The sequence below is a fragment of the Glutamicibacter nicotianae genome (genome assembly GCF_006539525.1).
In the GTDB taxonomy this organism is placed as follows: domain Bacteria; phylum Actinomycetota; class Actinomycetes; order Actinomycetales; family Micrococcaceae; genus Glutamicibacter; species Glutamicibacter nicotianae.
In genome coordinates this window covers 497,404-512,323 of record NZ_BJNE01000001.1, presented here as the reverse complement: position 1 = coordinate 512,323, position 14,920 = coordinate 497,404, and the positions used below count along the sequence as shown (strand labels likewise).

The following is a 14,920-nucleotide window of genomic DNA, read 5'->3' as shown; positions in this document are numbered from 1 at the left end:
TTTGGCATTACAGGTAGTGGCTGTCTTCGGCCCGACGCGTGCCAGATAATTACAAAATGAGGCATCATTGGGAAGTGTCAAAATTCAGCTTATCCAATCGAACCGCTAGAATTACTCATTGAGACGAAAGTATAGTTTAGGGAGTTTCCTAGTTGAAACGATCGAATCATAATATGGCCCAAGCAATTAGTTCGCGCGCCGAACTCTTTAGCATTAGACAAGAGTATCTTGATCTTGGCGGTGACTTTGAAACACGGGTCCTCGATGATCTGGCGAAATACCGTGCACAAATATCGAAACTAACGATTGAGAATGAGAAGCTCCGAGTGCGCCAGGTTAAATCTGAGGGGCTGACCGCGAGGCTCGAACGAGAATTATCGTCTGTCAAAGACGCCCGACAGAAGTTTAGCCGTGAAGCGTCGATCCTCAAGAAGCAACTGGAGAACGAACGCAATCGGGCCGAGAAGTTCAAATCAGCCTACGACAATCTAAAGAACCATCCGGTTGTGAAAGCCGCGCGTGGGTTGAAGAGTCCCTTCGTGCGTAAACAAGTTCCTCCGCGCATGGCGGTTCAGAATTTACCCCATACTTTGGCACCAAAGGCCACCTCCAGTCCGTCGAACGTAGCTCCATCACCTTCTTCAGACGTACCTAGTTCGAAGGATGGTTTCATCGATGCTATTAAGCGCGAAGCCAATGCATATATAGCCCGCTATCGTGACTTGGGTGAGATCGTCGAACCAGCGGCAAGATTAAGCGCGCTTGCCAACGAAGAGGGGGCTCCTTCAAGCTTCGGCGCTATGCACGATCAGATTTTGGGGCAATCCCGACTACTCGATTCTCTGCCGGCAGTTCCACCGAAGACCTCGACACCTGCCTATGTGCCACAACCGGATAAGGTGATGTATTGCGCCCATAGCACCGGTGAGTACAACAGCAACGGATATTCAACGCGTACGACTGGTCTCACATCTGCTGTTACCGAAGCAGGTGTGGATCTCTTTGTAGCAGCGCGCCCCGGCTACCCTTGGGACTCCAATGTCAACAAGAAGTTGCCGAAGGAAAAGCGCCTTATGCGCAAGTACCAGGGCGTCGATACGTACTTCAACCCAGGCGTGTCACTTCGTAACGATCCACTGGATAAGTTTGTGCAGATTGCGGCAGATATCTACGTTCGCGAAGCGATGATGAATCGACCTTCTGTGATCGTTTCTGCTTCCAACCATATTACGGCACTACCGGCATTGATTGCTGCTCGTCGTCTTGGCATCCCGTTCATCTATGAAGTTCGTGGTTTGTGGGAAATTACCGCAGCTGCTGGCAACGAGACTTGGAACCATTCGGAACGATTCGAATTAGCCCGCCGCATTGAATCTCTGGTGGCGAATGAAGCAGATCGTGCCTTTGCGATTACTGAAGAAGTTCGCGAAGAACTGGTGAAGCGTGGCGCGCAACGAGACAAGATTGAAATCTTGCCGAACGCTGCCAATATTTTCCAGTACGTCCCGCTCCCTGCGGAGCGCTCGAGGGTGGTTGAAAGAAAAAAGAAGGGTGAGTTCCTTCTTGGTTATGCGGGCAGCCTAGTCGATTATGAAGGCTTGGATCTGCTGATTAACGCGGTAGCTGGGCTACCCGATTCCCTGTCTCACGTTGGCGCCCTGATCGTCGGTGACGGCTCAGTCTTGCCAGCACTTAAGCAGCAGGTTTCTGATCTGGGCTTAGAGGAGCGTGTTCGTTTCACCGGGCGCGTACCGAATGAGCAAATCAACGACTACCTGGCAATTTTCGATGCCGTGGTCTGCCCACGAAAATCGAACATCGTTACCGAGCTCGTATCGCCATTGAAGCCAATTGAAGCGATGGCCGCGGGGCGTCCTGTGATCGGTTCCAATGTATCGCCAATTGCTACGCTGCTCGGTGCCGATAGTACTCGTGGACTGCTTTTCGACGCGGACAACGTACAGTCTCTGTCCGAGGCGATTGCCCAATTGGCGCTAGATCCAAAGACCGCGCAGGACATGGGACGTCGTGCGCGCAAGTGGACCGTGGAGAATCGTACGTGGCCGATCGTCGCGGAAGCTTTCATTGCCCAAATTGGCAGCGTCCAGAACCGAAAGCCAGTAGGCAAGAAGCTGGACGAGATCCACATGGCTCTAATTGCCGACGAATTCACTACGTCCACCATTAGCCGCGAAGTCAATGTCGTCTCGCCAACTCCAGAAAACTGGCGATCGACTTTGGAGTCAAACCCTGTCGATGTTCTCTTTGTAGAATCGGCGTGGGCAGGGAATGACGGAACCTGGACTCGCAAGGTCGGTTATTATGACGATGAGGAATGCGCGGATCTTGTAGCGCTCATTGGATATTGCCGCAGCAAGAACATCCCAACAATCTTCTGGAATAAGGAAGACCCTGTTCATTTCAATCGATTCCTCGGCACAGCACAGTACTTCGATGTTGTTTTGACGACTGATGCCAATTGCTTGCAAGACTACTGGGATCACCGTGGTGGAAACCTCAAGGCGTTGGGCAGCCTTTCCTTCTGGGCGCAAGCAGAAATCCACAATCCTCTGGGAACATCCCGTGCCTATTCTCATAGTGTGGCGTACGGTGGCTCCTACTACGGTGATCGTTATACCGAGCGTTCGAAGGAACTGCGCGCAATTTTGGAAGGAGCACGTCCTCAGGGTCTGACTATCTATGATCGCCAGGCTGACAATCCTGATTCGCCGTACAAGTTCCCACCAGCTTTGCAGGAGTACGTTCAGGGCGGATTGACTTATGAAGAAATGGTGGAAGCTTACAAGTCGCATCCGGTGCACGTAAACGTGAACTCAGTGAACGCCTCGCCTACTATGTTCTCCCGCCGGGTATTCGAGCTTGCTGCCTGTGGCACTCCCGTAATTAGCGGCAAGAGCTTCGGCGTTACTTGGATGTTTGATGGTTCAGTTCCCGTGGTCGCTTCGAATCGGGAATCGGAACTAATTTCAGCACTGTGGATGAATTCCGAAGCCGATCGTGTCGCCGATGCATGGGAGCCACTACGTGTGACTTTCCGCAAGCATTTGGCACACCATCGTCTTGCTTTGGCGCTACGGATGGCTGGACTCGCAGTGGATATCCCGACCTTGCCAACACTTGGCATTGAATTGGAGACTCTGACCGAGGAAACTGCCCGGGACCTTGTAGCCGCCAGTGTCCGACCTGCACAGGTTTTCGTTACCGATGTCAGCGAGGATGACCCTGCGTTGAGCATTTTGAGATCAGCGGGGATTGAAGTACTGAGCAATAATGCCGCTCGTGAAGTCGATGTAATCGCCACTCGGGTACAAGACGTTCTTAGCGATCATCAGGTCCTTGAAGATATGCTAACCGCAATGTTCTATGGGAAAGTATCTACGGTGCAAGTCTCCGATAAGTACGCGGGTACAAAGGGCTTGCCGCTGTGGATGCGTGAGCCCGCTGAAGCGCAATTGCCGACCTTGAGCCGGACTAGCAATAATTCAAGTTCTGCTGATGTAGCCATATGCCTTCGACGCTCACTTGTTGTTGAAGAACCAGAAGAGAATCTAACGACGAATCATGTACCTGAAGACTCGCAGAACGTCTTAGTCGTTGGACATGACCTGAAGTTTGCCGGACCCATCATGGCCGAGATTTCCGAACGCGGGCACAATCTGAAGGTCGATAAGTGGGACGGCCATGCTCAGCACAATGTTGAAGAAAGTCTAGACCTGCTTGAAGATGCGGATATCGTGTTCTGCGAATGGTCGCTTGGTAACTTGGCGTGGTATTCAAAACACTTGAAACCTGGGCAGAAGCTGGTGACGCGTTTTCACTCCCAAGAGTTATTTACCGATTATCCCCGGGCGGTTGACTTCAAGAAAGTCGACCAAGTAATCTTTGTCAGCGAATTGATTCGTGGTATGGCGATTCATAAGTTTGGAATTCCAGCGGAAAAGACGACAGTCATTCCAAACTCTGTCGATACCAAGAAACTCGATCTTCCAAAGTTCGAGGCCTCGCAATATGTCTTGGGCTTTGTTGGCATGGTCCCGCAGATGAAAAGATTCGACCTGGTCCTGGACCTACTGGAAAAGTTGCGGGCAATCGACAGCCGATACACGTTGCGCGTCAAAGGCAAACGCCCGGAGGATTACCCTTGGATGGCTGCACGCGAAGAAGAGATGGCCTTCTATGAGGCGCAATATGCCCGAATTGAAGAATCTGACCTACTTCGCGGTGCAGTTGCCTTCGATCCTCAAGGCGATGATATGGCCCAGTGGTACCAAGGTATCGGTATTGCCGTTTCGACTAGTGATTTCGAGTCCTTCCATTTCACTCTGGCCGACGGCGCAGCATCTCGCGCCTTGCCGGTGGGCCTGGCCTGGCCGGGCGCTGAGTGGTTGTACCCGAATGAGTGGTTGCATGCAGACACGGAGTCGGCAGCTCAATACGTGGTCCATCAAGTGCAGGATCAAGCCAAGCTGGCCCGCCAAGTTGAGGCTGCACGCGAGTTCACTGTCAAGAACTACGATTCTAACCAAATACTGAATCAAATCATGAACGAATTTGATGCAAAACAGTAGCCTGTTGTAGTTCCATTCACCAGTAGAGGTGCGTTCGGTGGCAATCGCCACCGTACGCACCTCACTGTATTATTGGTTTAGTCTGCGTTGAAGTTAAAGTGAGTTGAAAAGTGAAAATTGCATTAGGGGACTTTCGGAAAGCGCTTTGGCATCTTCGTCATGGTGGTCCACAGCAATTGCAGGAGTGGTATCTGCGTCGCAATTATGAATTGCGTACAGGCGGACATCAACGCTATTTGATAAGTGATGTCGAAAAGCAGCTTGGATTGCATTTCCCATCGGTAGAGTTTGAGCCCTCTGAAGATCATGATGGAAAGTTAGAAGTCGCCGTCATTCTTGATGACTTCAGTGCAAAGGCCTGGTCGCCCGAATGGAACTGCACTTTTATAACCCCTAGTTCGTGGCAAGATGCGCTGGACGCACAAGCGTTCGATCTTCTCTTCGTGGAGTCAGCATGGGCTGGGAATAGTAAGTCTTGGCAATACCACCTCACCGGAGCGTCGGCGCCTCGACCAGCGTTCGTTGAGATGGTAGAAGCATTCAAAGAGCGCGCTATTCCGACAGTATTCTGGAATAAGGAAGACCCGCCGCACTTTGCCGACTTCCTCGAATCTGCAAGATTGTTCGATGTTGTTTTCACTTCGGATTCGCGTATGATTCCAGACTACCGCGAAGCATTGGGCCATGAACGTATCGCAGCTCTGAGTTTCGCCGCTCAACCGAAATTCCACAATCCTGTTCGGTCGCTCAATCAAGAACGTCGAGATGTAGCTTTTGCTGGAATGTACTTTGCCGACAAGTATCCCGAGCGCCAAGAACAGATGGAGATTGTTCTTGGGGGAGCCTTGGATATCTCTCCGAAGCTAGATAGCGGGCTGGACATTTTCTCACGGCAGCACGGCGGAGATGCCAAATACCAGTTCCCGGCACCCTATGACCAGAACGTCGTGGGTGCGCTTGGCTATGACAGGATGCTCTCTGCTTACAAGTACTACAACGTTTTCTTGAATGTAAATTCTGTGGTGGACTCGCCAAGCATGTGTGCCCGCCGTATATTCGAGATCACCGCTGCTGGTACTCCAGTGATTTCAGCACCGAGCGCCGCGATAGAGAATTTCTTCGCTCCGTCAGAAGTACTACAGGTATCCACCAGAGAGCAAGCTGCTGACGCGATTCGTAGCCTAGTACGAAGCCCTGAGCTTCGCGAGCGAATGGTCCATATGGGGCAACGCAGGATCTGGAAAAACCATACGTATGCTCATCGTGCGCAACAAGTCGAACAATTCGTTGGGTTATCCTCGTCCCTAGAGCGTCCGATGTCCATGACTTGCGTGCCAAAGGTAAGCGCGATTGTTTCAACAATCAGACCCACCAGCTTCAACACATATTTACCACTGTAGGAAAGCAGAAAGACGTTGAAGTTGAGCTAGTCCTTGTGACGCATAAGTTCTCGGCAGTCGTCGAACAGTTGAACGATATGGCAGCGGTAGCTGGGGTAGCCAACTATCGATTGATCGAGATGGGTGAAGAAAGCACTTTAGGTGATTGCTTGAACGCAGCAGTGGCGGTAGCCACCGGCGACTTCATCACGAAAATGGACGATGATGATTTGTACGGCGACTATTATCTTTTTGATCAAGTATCAGCTCTTCGGTACAGCGGTGCATCCATAGTTGGCAAGCAGGCGCATTACATGTACCTCGCGGATTCGGATGCTACGTTGCTGCGATTCGCGGAACGTGAACACCGCTTCACCAATCTAGTCATGGGGCCGACGATTCTTGGACATGCGCATGTTTTCCGGGAAACGCCTTTTGACACACGTAACCGTGGTGAAGACACCAGATTCCTAAAGGACGTCATTGAACGCGGAGGGACAATTTACTCTAGTGACCGCTTTAACTTTACGCAGATGCGAGGTAGTGACGGTCTAGCGCATACTTGGGATCTGAGTGACGCGGAGTTGACTGCTACTGGTAGTATTCAGTGGTTTGGACGCAACGATAAACATGTCTTTTTTTAGGAAAGTCTTATTGTGCAATTAGTAAGAGGTATGCCAAGGGAGTGAAAAAGATGAAAATTATGCTTCTGACTCACTCTTTTACGCCTGAGATTTCGCCGCCTCAACGACGATGGTCGATTATCGTCGACGAACTCGGGCAATTAGGTCACGAAATTACTGTAGTGACCCCAAAATCAAATCGGATCGCAAGTAATCGGCAACGTCGTCTTCTTGGTCATTCTTATTTGAAATTGCAGCACTATCCATCAATGCGTCGCTCCAAGACGATGCTCGGAAAAGTATTGAAGCATGGGATCGATGCCGTCTTGAGCGTTCCCGCAGCGTTCCAGGGGCAGAAGCCGGACGTCATTGTTGCAACCGTGCCGGCGATTCCAACGCTAATCGTTGGATTTGCGGCAAGCCGCCTACGGCGCGTGCCTTTGGTTGTGGACCTTCGCGACGCATGGCCCGATTTGCTAAGTGAATCGCAAGTAATCAAGCTCCGGTGGGTTGAGCCGGTTATCTCGAAGTTCATCAGTTTTATAGTGAATCGAAGCGACATGCTCGTCACGGTAACACATGGTCTGGCACTCAAGATGCAGAGAAACGGGATGCAAAATATAGCCACGATCCCTAATGGCGTTGAAACCGAACGTGCAGATCTCGAAGTTGCTCAGCGCGAAAGCGACGGTGAATTGCATATTCTTTATTTGGGAAATATTGGTCGGAGCCAAGGACTTGAGACCGTTATTCGAGCAATGGAGCACGTACCGGGATCTGTTCGTTTGCGCATAGTTGGGCAGGGCACTGAAAAGGCCAAATTGATGAGCCTAGCGATGGATCTTGGCCTTAATATTGACTTTAAGGCCCCTGTCTATGGGCAAGAAGTGCTCGATAACTACGCGTGGGCGGACACATGTGTAGTCTCTCTTCGTCCTGACTGGCCAAGCTTTAATCACACGGTACCGTCAAAACTCTATGAACTTCTGTATTTGAATCAGCACGTTACTGGGTTGGTCAAAGGAGAAGCTGCGGAAATTATTCGAGATTCTGACGCAGGGGTCGTGATTGAACAGAACGTGCCTGCCCTAGCGGCTTATATTAATACCGTGGTTGCGAGCCCGGAAATATTGCAGACTAACCGACGCGGTACTGACTGGGTCATGAAACATGGATCGCTACGCCAAGCTGGACGGGAATATGCCAAACTATTGGTCACCGTTGTCGATGCGCACTCCAAGAGATAGAGCAGAACCATTGATCCCAATAGTCATTCCAAATGCAATCAACACCGGTAAATTAGTACTATCAAACATCGCGGATGACCCGACCTATTTTGCTCTCCAGGTTGCCCGACGATTCAAGACCAAGCCGGTTTTAAGGGCGCTGATAAACGCTCTCGGTAACGATAAATCAAGCATTCGGCTTCGTGCGCTGTCGGCGATGCTGAAGGATGACGTAGGAGCACTTCACTCTGTATGCGGAGAATGGTTGAGTAATGTTGACCATCCAGGCCAAGCAGTATTCCTTGCGAATCTTTGCATCGCATCCAATCAGTGGGAACTGGCAGAAGACTTGCTCAGCAAGAGCGAACCCTCGAACGACCAGGTACGAGCCCGTGCTCGCTTATTGTGGTCCTTGGGCCGAATGACTGATGCAATTAAGCTATTGCAGCAGAATCGTAGTGGGCGTCAACTTGATCACTATGAATCGGAATTGGCAACTTTCAAGGGCGCAGAACCACGTCTTTCTCCGCAGAGTGCCACCGATGCACCTGTCGGTTCGTCCCATACGGTACTTTACGTTGCTACTAATTCATTGCCACACACTGGTAGTGGTTACGCGCAACGAACCCATTCAATTTTGACGTCACTAAGAGATGCTGGCTGGGGAGTTAAAGGACTCACACGAGTCAACTATCCACTGAATATCGGAAAGTTGACGGCCTCAGATCAAGACTGGGTTTTTGGTATCGAATACCAGCGTTGCCTGCCTTTCCCTGCAAAGCACGATTTTACTGGCAGAATCCAGCAGCAAGCCGAGGACCTCCTAACTAGAGTCGTTCAAGCTAAGCCTTCTGTACTTCACACCACGACAGATTTTTCAAACGCGCTAGCCGTAAAGGCAGTTGCAGAAGCAACCGGTACGCCGTGGGTGTATGAAGTTCGCGGACAACTGGCAGACACATGGCTTTCAACGCGCCCCGAGAGTTCGAGAGACTCGGAACGCTACCGGTTGTTTTTGGAGCGAGAAGCGTTTGTAGCGCGGCACGCTGATCATGTTTTCACTCTGGGTTCCGCCATGAAACGCAACTTGGCCGACGCGGGAGTAGACGAAAGCAAAATTTCAATCTTGCCAAACGGGGTAGGGGAAAAGTTCCTCGAGGAGCCGGTACCGAAGGTTCAGGCGCGTGAACAATTGGGGCTTGAACAGGCAGCATTTTATGTTGGCACTGTCAGCAGTTTGGTTCCTTATGAGGGGCTATCGACCATCATTCGTGCTGTTGCCGAACTTGCGAAGCAACATGAATCATTACGTCTGCTGATTGTCGGCGACGGCACTGATCGTGAAAATCTGATCAGCCTCGCCAAAAAGCTTGGAATTGCTGGGCGTTGCGAGTTTCCTGGGCGCATTCCGCGAGATCAGGCGCATCTCTATCATGCTGCGTTGAATGCCTTCGTAGTGCCCAGAATTGACTCTGCTGTAACGCGCTCAGTGACTCCGCTCAAACCAGTGGAAGCATTGGCATCAAACGTGCCCGTTTTGGCATCGGACCTTCCTGCGTTGCAGGAACTAATCACGGACGGTGAGAACGGTCACTTGATAACTTCAGGAGCAGTCACTGAGTGGGCTGAATGTATAGAGAAATTGATACTGGACCCAGAACAAGCAGAGCGCATGGGCAAGTCAGGTCGGGAATTCGTGCTCGCCAATAGAACGTGGGAACAAAACGCAAATAGCATTATCGAAGTTTACGAGCGAGTAATAAGTAAAGCTCCGTGACAATGAAGCTGTCATTGATCTCAGCGATGGGATATGGTTTATAGGGCTAATCTTGCACTACCTGTGCTATAGGATCAGTTTGCAGGCCCTTTCGTAGGGAAAACACTCGTACCAGAAGGAAAGTCACTTTAGTGAACAACATTAAAGAAGTCGCCGTAATCGGTTTGGGTTACATCGGATTGCCAACTGCCGCAATTCTTGCCTCGAAGGGCATCACCGTAAAAGGCGTAGATGTAACTCCTCGAACTGTAGAGGCGGTCAACAAGGGCGAGGTGCCGTTCGTAGAGCCGGCGTTGGGTGAATTTGTTTCCGCTGCTGTGGCTGCCGGTACCTTGTCTGCAAGCTTTGATACCCCAGAAGCTGAAGCTTACATTGTTGCCGTGCCAACACCGTTCAATGATGACTACACCGCCGACCTGTCATACATCGAGGCTGCAGCCGACGGCATCGCTCCGAAGCTGAAGGGCGGCGAACTGGTCATTCTTGAATCGACCTCGCCTCCAGGTGCAACCCAGCACCTCTTCGACTACCTTTTGGCTAAGCGCCCTGATCTCAACAAGGACAGCCTGCTTGTAGCACACTGCCCGGAACGCGTGCTTCCTGGCTACGTCATGGAAGAACTGGTCACCAATGACCGCATTGTGGGCGGAATTACCCCCGGAAGCAGCCGACAAAGCCAAGGCTCTTTACGAGACTTTCTGCCAGGCAGCGATCCTCACCACCGACGCGATGACTGCCGAAATGGCAAAGCTGGTGGAGAACTCGTACCGCGACGTCAATATCGCCTTCGCTAATGAACTGTCGGTGATCTCCGACAAGCTGGGTATTGACGTTTGGGAACTAATCTCCCTTGCAAACCGCCACCCACGTGTCAACATTCTTCAGCCCGGTCCAGGTGTTGGCGGTCACTGCATCGCTGTTGATCCATGGTTCATCGTTTCGGCTGCTCCTGAAGAATCCAAGCTGATTCGCATGGCTCGCAATACCAACGATGCGAAGCCAAACTGGGTCATTGACAAGGTTGTCGAAGCTACCAAGGCCCCATCCTTCAACGGCAAGGTTGCGGTTCTCGGCCTGGCGTTCAAGGCCAACATTGATGACATGCGTGAATCGCCATCGATTGCTATCGCTCGCAAGCTGGCCGAAGCCAACCCAACGGTCGAGTTCCTCGCTGTAGAGCCTCACGTTGAGGCATTGCCTAAGAATCTTGCGGGCATCGACAACCTCAACCTCGTGAGCACTGAAGAAGCACTAGAATCGGCAAGCGTCATTACTTTGCTGGTCGACCATGATCAGTTCAAGTCCGTTCCAGCAACCGCGCTGGCAGGTAAGGAAGTTATCGACACCCGCGGTCTCTGGCGCTAATTTTCAAGCTGACAAGGTAGATATCTATGAAGAAGATCATGCCGATCTATGGTACTCGCCCTGAGGCCATCAAGGTTGCGCCAATCGTCAAGGCTTTGAAAGAAGCCGACGAATTTGAATGCGTTGTTGTCGTCACCGGACAGCACCGTGAAATGCTTGATCAGGTAAATGAGCTCTTTGGCATTACGCCGGACTATGACTTGGATGTCATCCAGCCCCGCCAGACCCTGAACGGCCTGCTCACTAAGACCATTGCCGGTCTTGATGAGATTTTCGAGAAAGAGAAGCCTGATGCTGTGGTGGTCCAGGGTGATACCACTACTTCGACCGCTGGTGCGATCGCGGCTTTCTACCGCGGTATCCCAGTTGTTCACGCTGAGGCTGGACTTCGGAGCTACGACATCTTCTCTCCATTCCCGGAGGAAGCTAATCGCAAGCTGACCAGCCAGATCGCCAGCCTGCACTTGGCTCCAACTTCCTTGAGCAAGCGCAACCTTGAACGTGAAACGTTCAAGGGCAGTGACATTGTCATTACTGGCAACTCCGTCATTGATGCATTGCTGACGGTTGTCGAAAAGAAGGTTCCTTTCTCGGATCCAAAGTTGGAGGAATTGGTTTCCTCTGGCAAGCGCATCGTTCTGGTGACGACTCATCGTCGTGAAAACCAGGGCGAACCGATGCGGGGCATCGGTCGCGCACTGGCCAAGCTTTCCAATGCTGAACCAGATGTTGAATTCATCTTGCCGTTGCATCGCAACCCTGCGGTTCGCGAAGCATTGCTTCCGGAAATCGATGGACTGCCGAACGTCACGTTGACCGAGCCTTTGGCTTACGGTGAATTCACTCGCATCATTGATGCCTCGACCGTCGTCTTGACCGACTCCGGCGGCGTTCAGGAAGAAGCTCCAAGCCTTGGCAAGCCAGTACTTGTCATGCGCCTGAACACGGAGCGACCTGAGGCAGTTGCCGCAGGTACCGTACGTCTAATCGGTACCGACGAGAAGCGTATTTTCGACTCGGTATCTGAGCTGTTGCACGATGAAGCAGCTTACAACGAGATGGCTAATGCTGTAAATCCTTACGGTGACGGCAAGGCATCCGAACGTACTGTTGCTGCCATTGCAGAATTGCTCGGTGTAGGTTCCCGTATCGAGGAATTCGATTCCAAGCTGTCAGATCCAGATGACATGATGCGCGCAACCAGCATCTAGTCCGGTAGAAAAGGCCAGTTCAACATCTGTTGAACTGGCCCTTTCTGGATTTAATAGGGCAAGATCCATGAGGTGCGGACCTAACCAATATGGTTTGCCTAGTTTAATCAGTACGATCGAAACATGATGAATCAAACTGCAATATTTATTGATGCCGGATTTCTACTCTCACTAGGCGGTCATCGTGCCGCCGGAACTACCTTACGTTCAGCCTTCACAACTCATTACGAGGCTTTAATACGCGGGATTGTGCAAACGGTCAAGAAAAATACGGGACTGAATAATCTTCGCGTTTATTGGTATGACGCCTCGAAGGACGGCCTATTTACCGAACAGCATAAGCGTATTGGCTTGATACCAGGCGTTAAAGTCCGCCTAGGACGTATCTCCTATAACGGCGAGCAAAAAGGTGTGGACCTAAGGCTGGCGCTGGACTTGGTCGGCGTTGCGCGCAATGGCTCGGCTTCTATTGCGTACTTGGTTTCCGGCGATGATGACCTCGCCGAAGCAGTTGAGGAAGCGCAGGACTTAGGGATGAAAGTCGTGCTACTTGGCGTAGCGAAATCCGATAGCCGACTTGGCGTAGCTTCCGTCGCTGAACACTTGGCGTTAACCGCTGACTACATCGAAACCGTTCCTAATCATTTATTGGATAGCGCATTCACTAAGGTTCTCGAGTGGGACAAAAATCATTCTGAAAAAACCTCTCTGATTGCTAGTGCATCGACAGAAACAGAACCAAAGCCAGTTGCAAAGCCGGTAGTTCCCACACCTGCAGTCATGGCTCAGAAGCTTGTTGCTAAGTCAAAAATGGAACGGGACACCGAACCAGAGGTGGTCTACTCCAGTGGCGGAGATAGCTCTGGCTATCAGGGTTCTGCAGCTTACGAGCAAAAGGAATTGAAAGTTGCAGAAGAGATTGGCGCAAAGGTTGCTGAATCTTGGCTGGCCTTTACTACCCAGCACGACGTAGTAGAACTGATTGCCGACAAGCCTCAGTTGCCCCCAGAGATTGACAGGACATTGCTCAAGGACTGCGCCCAGGTGCTTGGTGAATGGAAAACCGATCAACAGACCATCCGGCGCACGTTGCGAGGCTCCTTCTGGGAGTACTTAGACAGGATCATGTGACGAGTCAGCACAATCCGCAAATCCGCTTTCAGACGCAAGCTAAGGTAAATTTATATCGTGACTTCTCAGCAAAAACCTTTTTACATCACCACGGCTATTTCGTACCCAAACGGTACCCCGCACATTGGGCACGCCTATGAGGTAGTGGCAACCGATGTCATGGCTCGGTTCAAGCGGCTCGACGGTTTTGATGTCTTCTTCATGACCGGCACCGACGAGCATGGCCAGAAGATGATGCAGACCGCAGAGAATCTTGGCATCACGCCGGCTCAACTGGCACAGCGAAACTCGGATGCTTTCCAAGCCATGAACGATGAGCTGGGCACGAGCTACGATCGCTTCATCCGTACGACTGATGCGGACCATCATGCGGCTGCACAGGAACTGTGGCGCCGCATGGAAGCCAACGATGACATTTACCTGGATAAGTACGCTGGTTGGTACTCGGTACGCGATGAAGCCTTCTACACCGAGGAACAGACGGAAGTTCGTGAAGACGGCATCCGCTATGCCATCGAAACTGACACGGAAGTCACTTGGACCGAAGAAGAGTCATACTTCTTCCGCCTGTCCAAGTACCAGGACAAGTTGCTGGACTACTACCAAAACAACCCTGAATTCGGCGCGCCGCGTTCCCGCTTCAATGAAGTAGTGCGATTCGTCGAGGGCGGGCTGACCGACCTTTCCATTTCCCGTACAACCTTTGACTGGGGAATCCCAGTGCCAGGTAATGAAAAGCATGTCATGTACGTGTGGGTGGACGCGCTCACTAACTATCTGACCGGCGTTGGATTCCCTGACGTTGATTCAGCTTCCTTCCGCAAATACTGGCCGGCAGATGTCCACGTCATTGGCAAGGACATCTCGCGATTCCACGCGATCTACTGGCCAGCATTCCTCATGTCCGCTAAATTGCCGTTGCCGAAGCGTGTCATGATCCACGGCTTCCTGCACAACAACGGCGTGAAGATGTCCAAATCGCTGGGCAACACCGTTTCCCCTGACGATTTTGTGAACCGTTACGGTCTGGATCAGGTACGCTACTTCTTCCTGCGTGAAGTCCCCTTTGGTGCCGACGGCAGTTACAACCATGAAACCATCGTTGCCCGAATTAACGGAGACTTGGCAAATAATTTCGGCAACCTTGCACAGCGTTCGCTGTCCATGGTTACGAAGAACTGCGGGGGAGTTGTCCCGACACCCGGGGAATTGCTGGAAGCCGATCAGCAAATATTAGTCGCTGCCGGCAAGCTGCTGGAAATCAACCGCGACGCGTACTCCCGTCAGGAGTTCAGCAAGGCGCTTGAAGCCGTCTGGCACGTTCTGGGCGACACCAATGCTTACTTTGCCGAGCAGGAGCCATGGAAGTTGAAGAAGACGGATCCTGAGCGCATGGCTACTGTCTTGTACGTGACTATTGAAATTGTCCGCAAGGTAGCGTTGCTGCTTCAGCCAGTCTTGCCCCAGGCAATGACTTCGATGCTCAACGCGTTGGCAGTTGGAGAAGGTTCGGCGCGAACCTTCGAGTCCTTCGAGAGCGCTTTGATTCCTGGAACTGAACTGCCGGCTCCATCGCCAGTGTTCCCACGCTACGAAGAAGAGAACTAAGAAGTACCAGA

Annotated in this window: 8 protein-coding genes and 1 pseudogene; all 9 read left to right on the top strand. The window is 51.6% G+C overall.

The window, feature by feature from the left end; translation table 11 throughout:
* The first annotated feature begins 173 nt into the window (after positions 1-173).
* The 9 genes and pseudogenes from ANI01nite_RS02300 (at position 174) to metG (ending at position 14,909) form a co-directional block, all read left to right on the top strand.
* Entirely contained in the window at positions 174-4,589 is a 4,416-nt protein-coding gene (locus ANI01nite_RS02300) for a glycosyltransferase (protein WP_141355665.1), read from the top strand.
* 110 nt (positions 4,590-4,699) lie between these two features.
* Positions 4,700-5,989, top strand: a complete 1,290-nt coding sequence (locus ANI01nite_RS16955) for a CgeB family protein (protein ID WP_255314351.1) — start codon at positions 4,700-4,702, stop codon at positions 5,987-5,989.
* Positions 5,990-6,024: 35 nt separating this feature from the next.
* Positions 6,025-6,612, top strand: a complete 588-nt coding sequence (locus ANI01nite_RS16950) for a glycosyltransferase (protein ID WP_371858923.1) — start codon at positions 6,025-6,027, stop codon at positions 6,610-6,612.
* Positions 6,613-6,662: 50 nt separating this feature from the next.
* Positions 6,663-7,838: a glycosyltransferase family 4 protein gene (locus ANI01nite_RS02290; protein ID WP_141355663.1), complete on the top strand. Its 1,176-nt coding sequence runs from the start codon at positions 6,663-6,665 to the stop codon at positions 7,836-7,838.
* Positions 7,762-9,594 carry a glycosyltransferase family 4 protein gene (locus tag ANI01nite_RS02285; RefSeq protein WP_141355661.1) on the top strand — a complete coding sequence of 611 codons (1,833 nt, stop codon included), beginning with the start codon at positions 7,762-7,764 and terminating at the stop codon, positions 9,592-9,594. The genes ANI01nite_RS02290 and ANI01nite_RS02285 overlap by 77 nt, the downstream gene beginning before the upstream one ends.
* A gap of 131 nt (positions 9,595-9,725) precedes the next feature.
* A pseudogene (gene wecC, locus ANI01nite_RS02280) lies at positions 9,726-10,959 on the top strand (UDP-N-acetyl-D-mannosamine dehydrogenase).
* Between the two features lie 26 nt (positions 10,960-10,985).
* Positions 10,986-12,170 carry a non-hydrolyzing UDP-N-acetylglucosamine 2-epimerase gene (gene wecB / locus ANI01nite_RS02275; RefSeq protein WP_141355659.1) on the top strand — a complete coding sequence of 395 codons (1,185 nt, stop codon included), beginning with the start codon at positions 10,986-10,988 and terminating at the stop codon, positions 12,168-12,170.
* Positions 12,171-12,293: 123 nt separating this feature from the next.
* Positions 12,294-13,301: an NYN domain-containing protein gene (locus tag ANI01nite_RS02270; RefSeq protein ID WP_141355657.1), complete on the top strand. Its 1,008-nt coding sequence runs from the start codon at positions 12,294-12,296 to the stop codon at positions 13,299-13,301.
* Positions 13,302-13,358: 57 nt separating this feature from the next.
* A complete protein-coding gene (gene metG, locus ANI01nite_RS02265) occupies positions 13,359-14,909 on the top strand; it encodes a methionine--tRNA ligase (RefSeq protein ID WP_174787661.1) in 1,551 nt (516 codons plus the stop codon).
* Positions 14,910-14,920 lie beyond the last annotated feature (11 nt).

What these genes read in the sequence shown, in the direction of transcription:
- wecB (WP_141355659.1), top strand. Translation starts at nt 10,986, where the DNA reads ATGAAGAAGATCATGCCGATCTATGGTACTCGCCCTGAGGCCATCAAG.
- ANI01nite_RS02285 (WP_141355661.1), top strand. Translation starts at nt 7,762, where the DNA reads ATGGATCGCTACGCCAAGCTGGACGGGAATATGCCAAACTATTGGTCA.
- ANI01nite_RS02300 (WP_141355665.1), top strand. Translation starts at nt 174, where the DNA reads ATGGCCCAAGCAATTAGTTCGCGCGCCGAACTCTTTAGCATTAGACAA.
- ANI01nite_RS02270 (WP_141355657.1), top strand. Translation starts at nt 12,294, where the DNA reads ATGATGAATCAAACTGCAATATTTATTGATGCCGGATTTCTACTCTCA.
- ANI01nite_RS02290 (WP_141355663.1), top strand. Translation starts at nt 6,663, where the DNA reads ATGAAAATTATGCTTCTGACTCACTCTTTTACGCCTGAGATTTCGCCG.